Raw genomic sequence first — 16,434 nt, forward strand, 5'->3', positions numbered from 1 at the left:
GGGGAACTTAAAGCCCCCTTTTTAAGGGGGTTGGGGGATCTTGCCTTAACTAAAAAATATTGGATTCCTATCAACAGGCGATCGATTTAGGATTTCCCCGTGCAGAATTAGAGACTTAGTTAGCAAATGCTCAAAAACTAGCAGCAGATTGATGAGAATTCGGAATTCCGAATTCGGAATTGAAGACACACCAACTACCAATTACCGCTCACTTACTAAACTCCTGGTAAGCAGCACGGGAGACTTGCCGGATCAATTCTTTTGCTTGTGCGTTATTGTGGGGGCGCTTGACCATAGCAACGGCAATATAGCGTTTACCACTGGGCAGATCGACTAAACCGACATCCCCTACCATTGAACCAATATCTCCGGTTTTGTGAGCAATTGTTGCCCCTGGTCCCAACCCTTTTGGTAATAGCGTAGCTGTATGCGTGCGGCGCATGATATTGAGTAGGCGATCGTGCGATTTGACAGAAATTAGATCTCCTTTTTGCACTGCTACCATTAATTGAGCCAACTCTTTAGGGCTAGTCGTGTTTGTCCCTTCCAAATCTGGTAGCAAGTTCCGCAATTCTGTTACGGTCAACCCCCAGTTTCTGAACCGCTGATTCAAAGCAGCGATGCCACCCAAACGTTCTATCAGTAAATTAGTTGCCGTGTTATCGCTGACAATAATCATCTGAGTTGCCGTCTCTAGGGCAGTAAACTGACTCCCCAACGGCTTGTATTGAAAGCCTCCCGCGCCACCACCAACTAATTCTTTTTTTAGAGTTAACTTCTCGTCTAATCGAATCTTTCCCGCGTCTACATCTTGAAAAAAAGCAACCAGGATGGGAAATTTAATCGTACTTGCAGCAGCAAAAGTTGTATCTCCATTCCAATCTAGATAAGCTCCTGTCTCGGGATCGATAAAAAACATCCCAGGAAACAATTTAGCGTTGCTCGTTGCCAACTGTTGCATCAGCGTTTTCAGTGCCGTAATTTCTTGGGTTGGCTGGAGTGGTGCAGCATGGGCAACAGTTTCTCTAGCTTGTAGCTGCGGCATCACTTCCATTGCCGTAATTGGTATTTCTTCAGAGGTGATGCGCGTGGTGGGATCTAAAGCCGATAGCACCGTACCCGCGATCGCGCTGATGCCAATTCCCAAAATTAACAACCGCAAGGCGTATACAATCAATTTATTCTGGCGCTGCGGATGTTGTCTTTGCTTACTCTGTTTTCTGGTTGGTGTTGGCAGTGTCTCTCCCGTGATTCTGCTACCATTAGCCCCAGAGGAAGCCACTGTTTGGCTGCGGTTTTTCCTGTCACTGTTTCTAGGTTCCGAAGACAGTAGACGACCATCTTGTGGTGAGAATCGCCCACGCGGGTTGTGCTTTTTAGCCTGTTCGCGCTGTTGCGAACTGCTTAGACCTTTTTTATGCCCAGCGTTTGACCGCTTACCTGAATTTGACGACCCGCTTTCTAATACCATTGGCTTACAGAAAACAACAAGGGCGAACTGGACTTGAACAATAACCTACCACTGCTTGCATGAGTTGTAAAAGCAAGTAGTATTGGGTCAAAGTTTATCTCAACCAATTTGGAATGGCGATAAAGCTTCAGGTGAAATATAGCCTATAAAACAAGAAATTGGAAAAATACAGAGACAAGCTGAACAAATCTCCAACTATAAAACTCACATTGATTTTTTGAAATCTACGTAGGTGCGTTAGCCTTTGGCGTAACGCACCCTACTACCCATATTGAGCCACAAGTCGCAACTCGTAAGTCGCAAGTCAACCCCACACTTCCCACGCTACACCCCACGCCCTATTCTTCACTGATAACTGGTTGCTGATAACTGATAACTGGTTACTAATCACCGATCGCTTCCGAATTCCGACTGCCGAATTCCGACTTCCTCATAGCCCACTCCATCTGAGTTAATATTCCCCGCAACATTGCGACTTCAGTATTTTCTAACTGAGTGCGGTTAAATAGTTGACGAAATTTTTCCATGCGGCTAGTAGCAGTATGGGGATAAAGATAGCCAATTTTGAGTAGTAGCGCTTCGAGTTGTTGGTAAAACCCTTCTAAAGCTTCTACAGAGGCGTAGTCAACCGCGATCGCGCTCTTTTCATCATCAACTCCCAATTGGCTGTATTTCGCCAGTTCATAACAGCAAATCGCCACAGCCTGAGCTAGGTTCAATGAAGGATAGGCAGGGTTGGAGGGAATGCGGATAAAGCGCTGAGCGTAGTACATTTCCTCATTACTCAATCCTCGCGACTCGGGACCAAAGATCAAAGCCGTTGCTTGTTCTGAGGTTGAAATTAACCAAGGTAAAGCATCTTGAGGCTGCTCTAATTGAATGTCTAAGGTACGAGGACGAGCAGTCGTAGCGATCGCCCTCGTACACCCCTGCAAGGCGGCTGGTAGCGTTTCTACAACTTGGGCGGCTTGCAAGATATCGAAGGCATGGACTGCCATTTGTTGGGCTTCTAGCGACAGCGGATCGCACTGGGGATTGACTAACACCAACTGCTGCAAACCCATATTTTTCATGACGCGGGCGATCGCTCCCACATTCAGCGAACCCGCTGGTTCCACCAGCACAATTCTCACCGCTGCCAAGGGGTAGCCGGGGGCTGCCAGCCCATTTTTACTGTATGAGGGGGAAGTAGGCTCATTCACAATTCCGTAAAATTTAGATACTCTCTCAACAACTGTATATGGCACGCACTCGATCTAAATCTGACCTACCAACAAAAATTTGTCCAGTGTGTCAACGCCCCTTCACCTGGCGGAAAAAATGGGCAGATTGTTGGGATGAGGTGAAATATTGTTCCGAACGCTGTCGTCGTCGCCGATCTTCAGTGTAAAGACGTTACATGTAACGTTTCTATACGGCGATCGCTCACTCACAAATAAAAAACCGCCAGGAGATGGCGGTTGTTGAGCAATCGGAGGGTTTTCAACAGCTTACCGATTCAGATTGTAGAGATTTGTAATGTTGTTTACACCAAATCTGATTTCTGCCCTTTGATCTACCGTTAAATGTCAATATTTAATGGTTTTTTAATTAAGTGACCTGAAGCAATTTGGCAGTTTTCTAGATTTGGCAGTACCGCTAGTAGAATCAGCTGCTGGAAACCGAATCGAGTTCAACTCTTTATCTTAAGAAGATTTTCCTAATTGCACTTCCTGGCTGAGAAAATGCCGATTGTGATTGAGCCGATTCCTTTGTTTAGCGATCGCAATCTGCGCTGTTGCCTGTCGTGCCAACATGTCATACAAGTTCTTCCCATGATGCTTGTTGGTTGACTGCGTGGACATTCGATGTTCTGGTGTATGGGAGTCAATCCAGTCACGTTGTGCTTTCGCTTCCTGTTCCACTCTGGTAAGATACTGTTCGTCGCCCAGATCGCTAGCGCAGTGCATGGCGGCTGTTAGCATATGGTAAGCAGCTTCATAATGATTGCTCGTTAAAGCATTGTTGCTGAGTACCATTAAGCTTTCGTAGATCTCATCAATTTCTCTGCATTGTCGATCTTGCATCTGTTCTTTCTACTTCCATGCAGGCTAAATTGGTATGCTCGACTAGCTATAACCGCTCGCCTTTATCTCACCAAAACAATGATAGCTTGTTGCTTCAGGGCGAGCAACAAGCTTAAGTTATTGAGGAATGCACTTACTTATTTTTCTGGGCGTTCTTAGCTTGCTCCAAAGCAATTTCTTTAACCGTTTGATAAGAATTTACATTCGCTGCCCCTTCAATAGCTTTCACAGCTAAGTCTTGTACTTGTTTGGAAGTTGCCTCTAATTGTTTAGCAAGGCTTTGAAGCCGCGCTTCTTGATTTTGAATAAGTTGTTCTAAAGATTGGACGCGCTGTTCGTAAAATCGCTTTTGTCCTTCGGCTTCTTTAGCATATAAATCCGATTTAATCTTTGCCTGATAATGAGCGATGCCTTTTCCTTCTTCTGTTGCCTTTTTCAGTGCCGCTTCTTTTTCTTTAGGAAAGACTTCCACTTTAGCTTTTGCTTCTGCAAACTGATTTTCACGTTCCGCGATCGCTTTTTCTCTTTCTGTCCATTGTTTCTCTTGTGTTTGCTGAAACTCCTCTAATTCCCGATAAATATTTTTTTGAGTCTGTTCATATTCCTCTAGCGCTAATTTACGCTGCAATTCTAAATTATATTTATATTCTGTAATTTCTCTTTGACGAGTTTTCGCTTGAGTTTCATTTCGTTCTTTAATCTTGACTTTATATTCTTCTTGCTCTTTATTCCATGCTTTGACTTTTGTTTCTACTTGCTGCTCTAAAGTGTCTCGTCTCTGACTAAACTCCTCGCCAAAAGCTTTTGAATTGTCTTCATAGCTCTCGATCGAGCTATCTAAAGTCTTGTCATCAATCTTTTTTAAACTATGTAGAATTTGTAATTGTTCTGTCTCAGTTGCCACATTACGACGAATTTCTTGTAATTTGGCAGCTTCTGTAGTGAGTTGCTCCGATAATTCGCTGACAGCACTACCAACTCCTAGTTGAATTTTGCCTAAGTTATCGATAATAGAATTCATTCTTTGTTGCACGGTTGCAGATTGATTCATAGCTAGTTTTGGCTCGGATACTGGTTTTGCTTGAACTACGAGAGTTTCCTTAGCTAATTTATCGAATTGAGATTTCAGAATAGTTTTTTCTTTTGACATCTCCTCATAAGCTGCTAGGATCTCAGCTTTCGTACTCTTTTCACTTAGTTTTCTTGCTACCATAAATCATCTCCTTTTCAGTTATCAGTTATCAGCGAACAGGGAGTAGGGAGCAGGGAGCAGGGAGCAGGGTAAGAAAGAGGGTTCCTGACTTGTGACTTGTCTCCCTTATCTCTTCATTCTTCCCCTAACCTCTAGCTCCATTTTGAAAGGCTCTCAATGCTAGTTCTTGAGCTTGTTGCTGTGCGGCTTGCATTTGAGTTGTTAGGTTTTCAATTTGCTCGATTTGTTTAGTAATAACTTGCTCTAAAGACTGCACTTGTAATTCGTAACTCTGTTTTGCTGCTTGCCATTCTTTCTCAAATAGATCGGCTTTAACTTTTGCATCCCGATCGACATCTTTAATCGCTTCTTCTCTTGCTTTTTTAACTACTTCTTCCAATTCCGTAGGGAAAGCAGCAATTTGCTTTTGGTATTCTCCAAGCAATGACTGTTGTTCGGTTAAAACTTTCTCCCGTTCTGCCCAATCTTTTTCTTTAGATTGCGTTGTTTCTTGTGTTTCTCTTTCTAGCGTACGCTTTGTCAATTGGTAGGTATCAGCGTTAATTTTTTGTGTCTGTTCGAGTCGATATTGATATTCTTCTACTTCTCGCTGTCGTTCTTTAGTTAACAATTCGTTTTGTTCTTGAAGCTTTGTTTCAAAGTCTGCTTGTTCTTGCTGCCAAATCTTTCGCGTTTGCGTTATTTCTTTTTCTAAGTTTTCCTGTTGAATTGTTGCGTTTTGCTCAATTAATTTTAATTGCTCTTGATGCTCTTGATTTAAAATATACAGAGTATCGGTAACAACTCTAATTTGTTGTAATTCTTGTAAATTCTGAGCTTCTACTTCAATTGCACGTTTGAGTTCGTCTAACTTAGAAGTTTCTTTGGATAATTTTTCAGATAGTCCGTTAACAATTCCGCCAAACTCTAGTTGCAGTTCGGCTAAGCCTTTTACAATATTATCTACTGTATAGCTAGAAGCAGTTTGCAGAATTTGTTTATTCTTTTCTTTATCTGCCTCCTCTTGTTTAGTGGCAATTTTTAATGCCATATCCTTTCTTTCAGCCAGAATGCGTTGAAATGCAGACAAACGATCTGTGCTGTCTTTTGCTGCGAATTGATTCATATTGCAACTCCTGCAATTAAATTTAAGGGAGATTTAAGTTAAAACGAATACCTGTGGCTATACCTTAGGACATAGATCCTAAGCTAGCCTTCCTTAAGGCGATCGCAAAGCAGTAAAATTGCTGAAATGACTGTAAGAACTGGCAAATAGCGCTTAGCAATTAACTCAAAGCTAAACGCTAACTGCAATCTGCCCGTTTATAGTACAGGTGTACTGTAAAAAATATATCTGTAGTGAATGCAGACTGTCAAGATCTGGAGTTCTATAGATTTCCGGGAATTTGCAGTTGAAAGGATTTCGGATGTCTTCCGATTGGATAATAATGGTGCAAGAACAGATCGACAAAAACGATGTTTACTCGCGAATTGACCAACAGTTCCCCCAAGGTGGAAATCGGGCACATGAGCCGCATTCTGGTGGTAGAAGACGAAAACCTGATTCGGGAAATGCTCGTAATGGCTTTGGAGGCGGAAGGTTTTGCGATCGCTACTGCTGCTGACGGACGTACAGCTCTGACCTTACTTCAGAGTAGCGAACCTACCTTCGGAGACTTTCCCTTCGATCTGGTAATTTTAGACCTAATGCTGCCTCAGATCAATGGTTTAGATATCTGTCGCTTGCTCCGCCACCAAGGAAATCAAGTCCCAATCTTGATTTTGAGCGCCAAAGGCAGCGAAACCGATCGCGTCTTGGGTTTGGAAGTTGGCGCAGACGACTATCTGACTAAGCCTTTTAGTATGCGGGAGTTAGTCGCGCGGTGTCGTGCGTTGTTACGCCGCCAGCGCATAGGTGTATTACCACAAGTCCCGATTCTACAATTTAAAGATGTCACCCTTTATCCGCAAGAGTGTCGCGTGACCGTCAGAGCGCAAGAAGTCAGCCTTTCCCCTAAAGAATTCCGCTTGCTAGAACTCTTCATGACTTATCCGCGCCGCGTCTGGTCGCGAGAGCAATTGCTCGATCAAGTCTGGGGAGCAGATTTTGTTGGAGACAGCAAAACTGTAGACGTTCACATTCGTTGGTTGCGGGAAAAACTCGAAAAAGACCCCAGCCACCCAGAATACTTGGTGACGGTGCGGGGGTTTGGCTATCGATTTGGATAGGATATTGGTCATTGGTCATTGACAGTTGACGGTTGACAGTTGACGGTTGTTTTTTGCTCCCCCAACTTCCTCTGCTCCCTGATAACTGATAACTGATAACTGAAAGGAGGGGTTAAAGTGATAGTTAACTCACTTTCGATCCTGCACCTTTCTAATGGTACTGCTGGCGTTTTTGCTGGGACTAGGGATAGGAATTTGCTTGTGGTTGTGGCAGTATACCCAATTGCAAGCTAGATTGCAGCGTTTACTGCGAACAGTATCTAATGATAGTGAGATGGCAACTTCCCTGGGAGCGATCCCTCGGTTGCGGCACGAAATTGTTTCGGCGCGACAGCAACGGGAAGAGTTGCAAGCTAAACTTCAAACCTGGGAGCAGCTGATGCGAGTCGCTCCTGTAGGATACTTGCAAGTAGACGAAGAAAATCAGCTGTTGTGGTGCAACCAACAGGCACAGCAGTTGCTAGGCTTGCAAAAATGGGAACCAGGACAAGTGCGCTTACTATTGGAGTGGGTGCGTTCCTACGAATTGGATCAGTTAATCGAGCAAACGCGAGAAAGACAGCAGCCACAGGTTAAAGAGTGGTTGTTTCATCGAACGAGTGCAGATGCCGCAGCGCTGAGTGAATTGAGAGCGCTGACAGTGAACGCAGCCACCTTACCTCTGCATAACGGACAGGTGGGGGTATTTTTGGAAAATCGCCAGCCTTTGCTCGATTTAGCGCGGACTCGCGATCGCTGGGTTTCCGATTTAGCACACGAACTCAAAACGCCATTGACTTCAATTTTATTGGTGGTAGAAGCCTTACAGCAACAACTCGAACCACCATATAAACTTTGGGTCGATCGCCTCTTGCCTGAAGTGGAACGATTGATTAGTTTAGTGCAAAATTGGCTGGAATTAAGCCAACTGGAGTTAGATCCCAGCCGTCAGCTCAGCCGCAAACCAGTGGAATTGCGATCGCTGATTGATTCCGTATGGCACACTATAGAACCTTTAGCACAGCGACAGCAAATCCGTTTATCCTATTCTGGTGCAGAAACTTTGTGGATCGAGGCAGACAAGTCTCGTCTAACGCAAGTGTTATTAAATTTACTCGATAACAGTATCAAATTTAGCCCTTTTCAAGGCACGATTTGGGTTAATGTCGAGCTAATTAATTCAGAGACTAAACTTAATTACGTGCAGATAAATATTATTGACTCTGGCTGTGGCTTTCCACCGACCGATTTACCTTACGTATTTGAACGCCTTTATCGTGGGGATCTAGCTAGAGCTAGACAAACAATACCCGACTCAAAGAAAATTTCTACTTTTACAACTCATGGTAGTGGTTTGGGCTTAGCGATCGTCAAACAAATTGTCTCTGCACATGGTGGCACGGTAAAAGCCATGAACCATCCTGAAACTAAAGGTGCTTGGCTGCAAGTTGAGTTGCCAACTCATTGACGACAGAGCAGATGCTTATAATAGTAAATGTAGATGCTTATATCTAGTGAATATAGTTAGTAATTTACGTCACAATCTGCTTTTCCTGCCAGTGACAGATACAGTTAACAAGATTTATAACTAATAATAAAATCCTACCTTTATACTACGGTGTCAGAATTGCTCAACGTAGATGCTGTTCCTTTCCAACCTCACCAACCTAGCCGCACTCACTTTGAGCGTCGCCTCAAACGTCTAGAGCGAGATATTTTGCGCATGGGAGCTTTGGTAGAAAACTCATTTCGCCTCAGTCATCAAGCACTGTTTGCCCGTAACCTATCAGCAGCCGAGGAACTACCGCTGCTCGACAAGCAAATTGACCAATTTTATCGCCACGTTGAGATTGAGTGCGCGGCGCTGCTAACTTTAGAAGCACCAGTAGCGAAGGATTTGCGCTTACTAAGTGCCTTTATGCAGCTCGTACGAGACCTAGAAAGAATTGGAGACTATGCTGAGGACTTAGGAGAAATTGCGATCAAGCTATTTCCCTATCCTCCTCACAAATGCATCCCCCAGATCGAGATTATGTCTCACCATGCCCAAGCTATGTTAGCAGCTAGCTTGATGGCGCTAGCGGATCTAGATGCACAAGCAGGGTTAGCAGTCAAGCAATTAGACGACGCTGTAGACGACTCATACGAAAATCTTTATCACACTCTAGCAACAGAAAGAGATATCCAAGGAGTTTTAGAACCTTGGTTGTTGTTAGCTTTGGTAATTCGTCACTTAGAAAGGATGGCAGACCACGCTACCAACGTCGGTCAGCGAGTCGCTTACATCGTTACCGGACAACGCTCTTAGCAGTGACCAGTGACTAGTGACTAGTTGTCAGCAATCTCTTCTTACGCGCCACACACGACGCACCGCGTACCACGCACCACTCAACTACCAACTACCAACTACCAATTACCAATTACTAATCAATGCTGAGTTTTGACTCAGACTTCTAGTCGCTTTTTAATGAAAACTTACTGACTTCTTAAACTAAGGGTTTTAATATCTAGCTAACAAGTAGTAATAATAAAAGTTTAGTAATTAGAGACGTTTAGCCATAGAGCTTAGTGGTGAGATGTTGTAGGTAAGAGCGAGCATGTGACTGATGAAGCTCAAGTGCCAAAATCCCCTAATGTCTTTGCTAGGGAAAGCGAGTGCGGTTGCACTTGAAAATATGGCTTCAGAAGTGCCAAGTTTCACGCTGTCATTTTTCCCATTGTTGTCTTGGCGATGGTTTAGCCAAAGGCAAGCGCGATCGCAAATCTTGCCCGATCTACCATCTAATAGTTTTATTTTTCTCAATGCGATTGCAATTTGGAATCGGACAATCAGTCTTTGCAATAGCTATAAATCTCCTCTGTCATACACCACAACAAGATCAAGCCACAGAAATTTCCTCACTAACCTCAGCAGGATGAAGCAGTGGAGAGCAGTTTTCTCTCCCCCTTGTCCCCCTTGTCCCCCTTGTCCCCCTTCTTCCCACTCCCTACCCTTCGGGAACGGCTTTGCCGAACGGTCGCGGGGAAGAGCGAGTTCCCCCTTGTCCCCCTTGTCCCCAAGTCTCCCCGATCCTCTCGTCTTATGACAATCTCTACTACAACTCCTAGCCTTGTTCCTCAGTCATCCCAACGACTCTTTGCTCGCCACGATCTGATTCCCTCTCGTCCAAATATTTTATGGCGGATTGAGCGCGGAGCCGTGCGCACTGTCACTTGGAGCGAAAGCGGCACGTTAATTACTCTGGGTTACTGGGGAGCAGGAGATCTAGTCGGTCAACCTTTATCGCGAGTCATTCCCTACCAAATTGAGTGTTTGACCAGCGTTGAAACAACTATAATTCCCCCTGAGTTATGGCATTTGACTGTAGAGGCAATGATGTCTCACGTTTGCCAAACAGAGGAATTGCTGAGCATTATTCACCGCAAACCCGTTTCACATAGATTGTGGCAGTTTTTAATCTGGCTAGGTCAAAAATTCGGTCGCGATGTCGATCTGGGAAGATTAATAGACGTTGCTGTTACCCATCAAGAAATAGCCGAAGTTATAAATACTACTAGGGTATCGGTAACGCGGATGCTACAGCAATTCGAGGAAGAAGAGCTGTTAACAAGACACCAACGGCGGATTATTCTACGCTTACCAATTGGAACAGCAAAAGTTTAATTCCGGTTCTCATCCGCTTCTAATTTAGTCAACTAGTAGGAGGCGATCGCAGTGAAATTACGGTGAATTTACGATAGTGCATACACGGTTCCAATTTCAGTGAATTGGTGAGAATATTATAGATAGCCAAGAGCGATCGATAGCTGAAATCTCTCTTGAGTTGACAACAGCAACTATGCATTGGTGTGAGTGAGAAGATATATGTCGAAACTTATTTGGAATACTCTCAAACTAAGTCCCCTTTTACTAACAGCAACCCTGTTTGTAGCGACTCGGACTCAAGCTGCTGAACCCCTACCTCTGGAAGAAGTACAGCAAACATCTGTTACCCAGTTATCTGAAGAGAAAGCTCCAGAAACTCTAGCCCAAGTCACATCCGTTTCTCAGTTATCTGACGTACAGCCTACCGACTGGGCTTTTCAAGCGTTGCAGTCTTTAGTCGAGCGCTACGGTTGTATTGCTGGTTATCCCGATGGAACATATCGCGGCAATCGTGCCTTGACCCGTTATGAGTTTGCCGCAGGTTTAAACGCTTGTTTAGACCGCGTGAACGAACTGATTGCGACCGCTTCTGCCGATATGGTCAACAAAGAAGACCTGGCAACGTTACAGCGGCTACAGGAAGAATTTTCGGCGGAACTAGCTACCCTGCGCGGTCGCGTTGATGCTCTAGAAGCGCGGACGGCAGAACTAGAAGCAAATCAGTTCTCTACCACAACAAAACTGAGTGGGGAAGTGATTGTTGCCGTTTCTGACGTATTCGGTGGTAACGAGGCGGCTGCAACTGGTAGTGGCGAACCTACAGGTGATGACAACGATGTCAATACTGTTTTGGCAGACCGCGCTCGTCTGACGTTTAACACCAGCTTTACCGGAAAAGATGAGTTGAGAACTCGTCTGCAAGCTCGCAACGTTGTACCATTTGGCACGGGTCTGACGGGTACGAATATGACTCGTCTGGGCTTCGATGGCGATGAAGGTAACGATGTTGTCCTTGACGATTTCTATTACAAGTTCGCGCTCGGCGAAATTGCTGATATTAAAGTTGACTTTGACAACGGGGAGTTCAACGATAACGTTTTCACCTTCAACCCCCTACTAGAAAGCAGCGGTCGCGGTGCTATTTCTCGGTTCGGACGTTTCAACCCCATTTACCGTGCAGGTGATGGTGCTGGTTTAACAGTTAACATTAATCCCAAAGGTGTAATTAGCGCTTCTGCAAGCTATTTAGCTCGGAATGCTAACGATCCGACAAATTCTTTTGGTTTGTTTAACGGTGATTATGCCGCTCTGGGACAGATTGCCTTCCGTCCTAACGATAACATTGCGATCGGTGCGACCTACGTTCACACCTACGACAACTCCACCGTCAGCGACATTACGACTTCTAACGGTATTAGCGTTTCTGGCGCGACTGGTAGTGTCTTTTCTAACAACCCCTTCAGCGGTGCGTCAACATCTACCAACCAGTACGCCGTACAAGCCAACGTTAAGTTGGGCGGCTTTACTGTTGGTGGCTGGGGCGGTTATACAGTAGCGCTGAATGAAGACAGCCCTTCACAAACTGCCGACATCTGGAACTGGGCGGCAACTCTGTCTTTACAAGATGTAGGTAAAGAAGGTAGCGTACTTGGTTTAGTCTTCGGTCAGCCACCAAGAACAGCTAAAAATGATTTTGGCGGTCGCCGCGACCAAGATACTTCTTATCACTTAGAAGGACTCTATCGCTTTCCGCTCACCGATAACATCGATGTGACTCCTGGTGTCATCGTCATCTTTAATCCAGAGCATAACGACAACAACGACACGGTTTATGTAGGTACGCTGAGAACGACATTCCGCTTCTAATGCTATTTCCCCTTGCCAAGACAAGGGGATTCCAAGTTAGTTCGGATTCATCCGCATAAGCTATGTATTTTTAAGCCCGCTAGAAAGCGGGCTTTTTTTGCTCATACGTGCGTCTCCAAAACTCTACGACGCGCTGATTATATCTGGTCAGGGCGGGTTTATTGAGTTATTTCGTGCGGTACAGAGATTGTTGGTGAACCCGCCCCTACAGTCATCGCTTTACGGTTGCGGTACGAATTGTGTCGAAACCCTACCCCCACTAACGACAAAATTTTGCGCGTCCAACTTGCCTACAGCTTTTTGTCCTTTCAGAATCGCTGGCGGCTGGAATTGTTGATAAACGACATTACCCGTTGCTTCCATTTGTTGGGTGGGAATGTACCAAGTTAGCGCGTCAGATGTAACAGTCTGCTGTTTTTGCCCTACACCTTTGACATTGCCATTCATGTAGGCAACTTGTTTTTCCGTTTCTAGCCTACCGCGATCGGCGCTTACGGTGACTTGCTGCTGGCGCTGCACGACGCGCACGGGTTGGTCTGCAATTACAGTTTTAGTATCAACGTTCCACTTGAGCGAATTGCCATTCACTTGTAGCGGTGGCTCTAGTAAAGAAATCTGAGCATTTTGCGCCAAGGTAGCAATGTTTGTTTTCAGATCGTACTCGCCACGACCTGCCGTCCCTCGATCGGTAATTTTATTATTTTGGTAGCGATCGAATTTTATCGGGCGATCGCCAATTAACTTTTGGGCGCGAAACTGCCAAGTTAGCCGTTCCGTCTGCATTTGCACGTTTGATTCTTTTGCGGTTGCCTGAACTCCATCCAGAAACTCAACGATCCCCGCTCGGCTTCTGACTTTAGCTTCTTTGGCAACGGTTTGCATTTGGGGATGTTCTCCCGTCAGGCGATCGCGTACGATTAATAAATCTTGGTTTGGTTGCCACTCCAGCTCGTTGCCGCGCAATACCAAATTGTATGCAGGAGCTTTAGCAACAATTTCACCCTTGAGCAATAACTTTGCTCCATCTTGCTGGATCTCTCCTGTTTTTGCCGTAATATCGTATACGGGTTTGCCGTCTTGAAACAGTTGACCAACAGGGTTTTCTACTTGAGCGGTTTTACGATCTTTACTATACGTTGCTTGCTTCGATTTAACTTTCCAAAACAATTGTCCCTGCTTATCTGACTGCTCTAAGATCACATCATTAAAAGTTAAGTCACGCTGCACTTGCTGAGGAGGCGAGGAGGGAGCTTGAGCAACTGTTTCTGCTGTCTGAGTTCGCTGCTCGCAGCCAAATAGTAACAGTGTCAGTAATACACCGATTAATGGTGCTGTCATGCAGCGATACAACACGAACAATTGATGAAAGATATTATTTTTCATGCCTCCATCTTGGCAAAAAAATAGGGAGTCGGGAGTCGAACAAGAGCGTGATGCGTGATGAACGGGGTGTAGGGTGTGGGGTGTAGAGAATTTTGAATTTTGAATGCGTGAATTTTGAATTGTTTTGCTCCCTCAGCTCCCTCAGCTCCCTCAGCTGGGCGACTCTCTCTTCCCCCTGCTCCCTAGTTAAGTGTCTGAAGTTTCGATCGTATCTAAACCATCGGGGGATGGTTGCTCGACAAGATCTAGGCTGGAGAGAGGACGATAGGTATAACCGGAACGTGGTGTTTTTTGAATATCTTCTTTGATCGTTTCTAAATCGATATAGCGATCGCTAACATTGATCAAACTATCACTGGTCATCGATCGCAAGCTGACAACCTCAACTCTCGCCCCACGATAGCTGACAGCGTTTACGGCATAAGCCAAATCTCCATCACCGCTGACTAATACTGCTGTATCATATGCACCAACTAAAGCCATCATATCAACGGCAATCTCGACATCTAGGTTAGCTTTTTTAGAACCATCTGGTAGCTGAACCAGATCTTTAGCAATCACGCGGTAGCCATTGCGCCGCATCCATAACAGAAACCCCTGCTGTTTATCATTGGTACGGTCTACGCCTGTATAGAAAAACGAGCGCAACAATCGCGATCCTGCCGTTAGCCGACATAAAAGCTTGGTGTAATCAATCTCAATTCCCAACTGTAACGCTGCATAAAATAGATTTGACCCATCAATAAAGATGGCTACCTTACCTCGATTTTCTAAAACTTGTTCGGGGGTAAAGATCGAACTATTTTCAAAATCTCTATTACTCAACATGATTTTTATACCTCAAGCTTTTATTAAAAAAAGAAAAATTGTTATTTTTGAAAGTTCTTATTGCCTTGATTCTAGCAAACGCCCCTGCTAACACTAAACTAAATAAAATAACGAGGTCGATCGCTCAAATGTTTATTAATAGCTATCGACCCTGTAAGCTTTACTTATTAGTTAAACCTTTTGGGCTAATTCTATGCGTTGAAAAACTGGTCTAGGCTCCCCCAATTGTTGCTTATCGCTCAGTATCCCCCAATTTGAGTGACTGCTGAATGGAGTAGCAATGAAAGTTTGAGTTTTGTGATTAAAATCAACCGCAAATCCTAATTGTTTGTAAATTTCAGTGCAAGTATGTGGGATAATTGGGGCTAGTAAATAGGCTGCTAATCTAACTGATTCCAACACAGCATACAATACTTCTTCCACTTCTGTCTGTCTCTTTTGTTTGTAGAGACTCCACGGGGCTTGCTCATCAATAAATTTATTACTTGCTCTGACGAGATCGAGAATCGCTTCACAAGCGCGATCGAAGGCTAGGACTTCGTAGTATTGTTTCACTTCCTGTCCTAAAGAGGTAGCGATCGCCTTTAGAGGATGCTCGGCAGCTAGTTCTCCTACACTCGGTACTTTGCCAGCGCAGTACTTACGCACCATGCTCAGGGTGCGATTTAACAAGTTACCTAAGTTATCTGCTAAATCTGCGTTGACCGTATTGATGAATCGAGTTTCGCTAAAGTCTCCATCTTTACCAAACTCAATCGTTTTGAGGAAGTAATAGCGTACGGCATCGGAACCATATTGCTTCACCAAAGCCACGGGATCGATTGTATTTCCCATCGTTTTTCCCATTTTCTGCCCGTCTTTGGTTAAAAAGCCGTGTCCGAAAACTCGTCCTGGTAATGGGAAACCAGCAGACATCAACATCGCAGGCCAATAAACAGCATGGAAGCGGAGAATATCTTTACCAATAATATGTATGTTAATGGGCCACCACTGAGCTAAAGCATTTTCCAAAGTTGCTTCGCTATCAGGATCGAGCAGTGCCGTCACGTATCCCAACAATGCATCAAACCAGACATAGAGCGTCTGTTCTGGCGCGACGGGAACGGGAAAACCCCAATCTACATTCACCCGCGAAATCGAAAAATCCTGTAAGCCTTGACTGACAAAGTTCAGCACTTCGTTGCGACGGCTGACTGGCTGAATAAAATCGGGATATTTTTGATAATGTGCTTCTAGTTGTTCTTGGTAGCGCGACAAGCGAAAAAAGTAATTTTGTTCGTCCCGCCACTCTACCTGTTTATTTGGGTGCAGCGGGCAGTAATTTCCCTCTAATAATTCTCGTTCCTCTTTAAATTCTTCGCAGGAAACGCAATACCATCCTTGCTGGCGATCGCTATAGATATCTCCTGCATCCCAAACTCGTCCAAAAAATTCTTTGACTATGGCTTCATGTTGAGTTGCAGTCGTCCGACTAAAGCGGTCGTATTGTATATTCAACAACTCCCATAAAGAGACAAAGCTAGATGAAATTCGATCGCAGTATTCTTGAGGCGATCGCCCGTGACTCTCTGCCGCTCGTTGAATTTTTTGCCCGTGTTCGTCCGTGCCTGTAATCATGAGTACGGACTTGCCCAACAATCGCTCAAACCGAGCCAGCGCATCTGCTGCCATCGTTGGATAAGCACTGCCGATATGAGGTAAGTCGTTGACGTAATATAGTGGCGTTGTAACAGCGAATGTGTCTTTGCTGCGATCGGCAAAATTCATGAATCTT

The 16,434-nt window shown here is 44.7% G+C and carries 15 protein-coding genes; 7 read left to right on the top strand and 8 right to left on the bottom strand.

The features are described from left to right. Positions 1 to 208: 208 nt before the first annotated feature. Together QH73_RS17695 and QH73_RS17700 are read right to left on the bottom strand one after the other, a co-directional pair. Positions 209 to 1,282, bottom strand: coding sequence for a serine hydrolase (locus tag QH73_RS17695; protein WP_309476504.1), 1,074 nt, complete (start codon positions 1,280 to 1,282; stop codon positions 209 to 211). A gap of 572 nt (positions 1,283 to 1,854) precedes the next feature. Next, entirely contained in the window at positions 1,855 to 2,673 is an 819-nt protein-coding gene (locus QH73_RS17700; protein WP_309476505.1) for an RNA methyltransferase, read from the bottom strand. Positions 2,674 to 2,711: 38 nt separating this feature from the next. Here QH73_RS17700 and QH73_RS17705 point away from each other — a divergent pair, with 38 nt between their 5' ends. Then, entirely contained in the window at positions 2,712 to 2,861 is a 150-nt protein-coding gene (locus QH73_RS17705) for a DUF2256 domain-containing protein (protein WP_015153501.1), read from the top strand. A gap of 295 nt (positions 2,862 to 3,156) precedes the next feature. Here the strand turns inward: QH73_RS17705 and QH73_RS17710 are convergent, their stop codons facing one another. The 3 genes from QH73_RS17710 to QH73_RS17720 form a co-directional block, all read right to left on the bottom strand. Then, entirely contained in the window at positions 3,157 to 3,537 is a 381-nt protein-coding gene (locus tag QH73_RS17710; protein WP_052290108.1) for a hypothetical protein, read from the bottom strand. A 133-nt stretch (positions 3,538 to 3,670) separates the two neighbouring features. Then, a complete protein-coding gene (locus tag QH73_RS17715; RefSeq protein ID WP_039716084.1) occupies positions 3,671 to 4,750 on the bottom strand; it encodes a coiled-coil domain-containing protein in 1,080 nt (359 codons plus the stop codon). A 124-nt stretch (positions 4,751 to 4,874) separates the two neighbouring features. Further along, positions 4,875 to 5,855 (bottom strand): coiled-coil domain-containing protein, encoded by a 981-nt coding sequence (locus QH73_RS17720; protein ID WP_039716083.1) that lies wholly within the window; start codon positions 5,853 to 5,855, stop codon positions 4,875 to 4,877. A gap of 350 nt (positions 5,856 to 6,205) precedes the next feature. Here QH73_RS17720 and QH73_RS17725 point away from each other — a divergent pair, with 350 nt between their 5' ends. The 6 genes from QH73_RS17725 to QH73_RS17750 all read left to right on the top strand — a co-directional run bounded on the left by QH73_RS17725 (position 6,206) and on the right by QH73_RS17750 (position 12,449). Continuing rightward, complete coding sequence (locus QH73_RS17725; protein WP_039716082.1) at positions 6,206 to 6,958, top strand: response regulator transcription factor; 753 nt, start codon at positions 6,206 to 6,208, stop codon at positions 6,956 to 6,958. Positions 6,959 to 7,112: 154 nt separating this feature from the next. Beyond that, positions 7,113 to 8,405 carry a sensor histidine kinase gene (locus QH73_RS17730; protein WP_039716081.1) on the top strand — a complete coding sequence of 431 codons (1,293 nt, stop codon included), beginning with the start codon at positions 7,113 to 7,115 and terminating at the stop codon, positions 8,403 to 8,405. Positions 8,406 to 8,555: 150 nt separating this feature from the next. Then, positions 8,556 to 9,245, top strand: coding sequence for a phosphate signaling complex protein PhoU (gene phoU, locus QH73_RS17735; protein ID WP_039716080.1), 690 nt, complete (start codon positions 8,556 to 8,558; stop codon positions 9,243 to 9,245). Positions 9,246 to 9,543: 298 nt separating this feature from the next. After that, entirely contained in the window at positions 9,544 to 10,023 is a 480-nt protein-coding gene (locus tag QH73_RS17740) for a hypothetical protein (RefSeq protein ID WP_132867343.1), read from the top strand. Further along, a complete protein-coding gene (locus QH73_RS17745; protein ID WP_039716079.1) occupies positions 10,020 to 10,601 on the top strand; it encodes a Crp/Fnr family transcriptional regulator in 582 nt (193 codons plus the stop codon). The genes QH73_RS17740 and QH73_RS17745 overlap by 4 nt, the downstream gene beginning before the upstream one ends. A 201-nt stretch (positions 10,602 to 10,802) precedes the next feature. Next, positions 10,803 to 12,449 carry an iron uptake porin gene (locus tag QH73_RS17750; RefSeq protein ID WP_039716078.1) on the top strand — a complete coding sequence of 549 codons (1,647 nt, stop codon included), beginning with the start codon at positions 10,803 to 10,805 and terminating at the stop codon, positions 12,447 to 12,449. A gap of 219 nt (positions 12,450 to 12,668) precedes the next feature. On the opposite strand, the gene lptC is transcribed toward QH73_RS17750, so the two are convergent. The 3 genes from lptC to metG form a co-directional block, all read right to left on the bottom strand. After that, positions 12,669 to 13,832 carry an LPS export ABC transporter periplasmic protein LptC gene (lptC, locus tag QH73_RS17755; RefSeq protein WP_201278209.1) on the bottom strand — a complete coding sequence of 388 codons (1,164 nt, stop codon included), beginning with the start codon at positions 13,830 to 13,832 and terminating at the stop codon, positions 12,669 to 12,671. A gap of 186 nt (positions 13,833 to 14,018) precedes the next feature. After that, positions 14,019 to 14,660: a LabA-like NYN domain-containing protein gene (locus QH73_RS17760; RefSeq protein ID WP_015153513.1), complete on the bottom strand. Its 642-nt coding sequence runs from the start codon at positions 14,658 to 14,660 to the stop codon at positions 14,019 to 14,021. Positions 14,661 to 14,831: 171 nt separating this feature from the next. After that, complete coding sequence (gene metG / locus QH73_RS17765; RefSeq protein ID WP_039716077.1) at positions 14,832 to 16,427, bottom strand: methionine--tRNA ligase; 1,596 nt, start codon at positions 16,425 to 16,427, stop codon at positions 14,832 to 14,834. Positions 16,428 to 16,434: the final 7 nt, after the last annotated feature.

The organism is Scytonema millei VB511283 (assembly GCF_000817735.3).
GTDB lineage: Bacteria > Cyanobacteriota > Cyanobacteriia > Cyanobacteriales > Chroococcidiopsidaceae > Chroococcidiopsis > Chroococcidiopsis millei_B.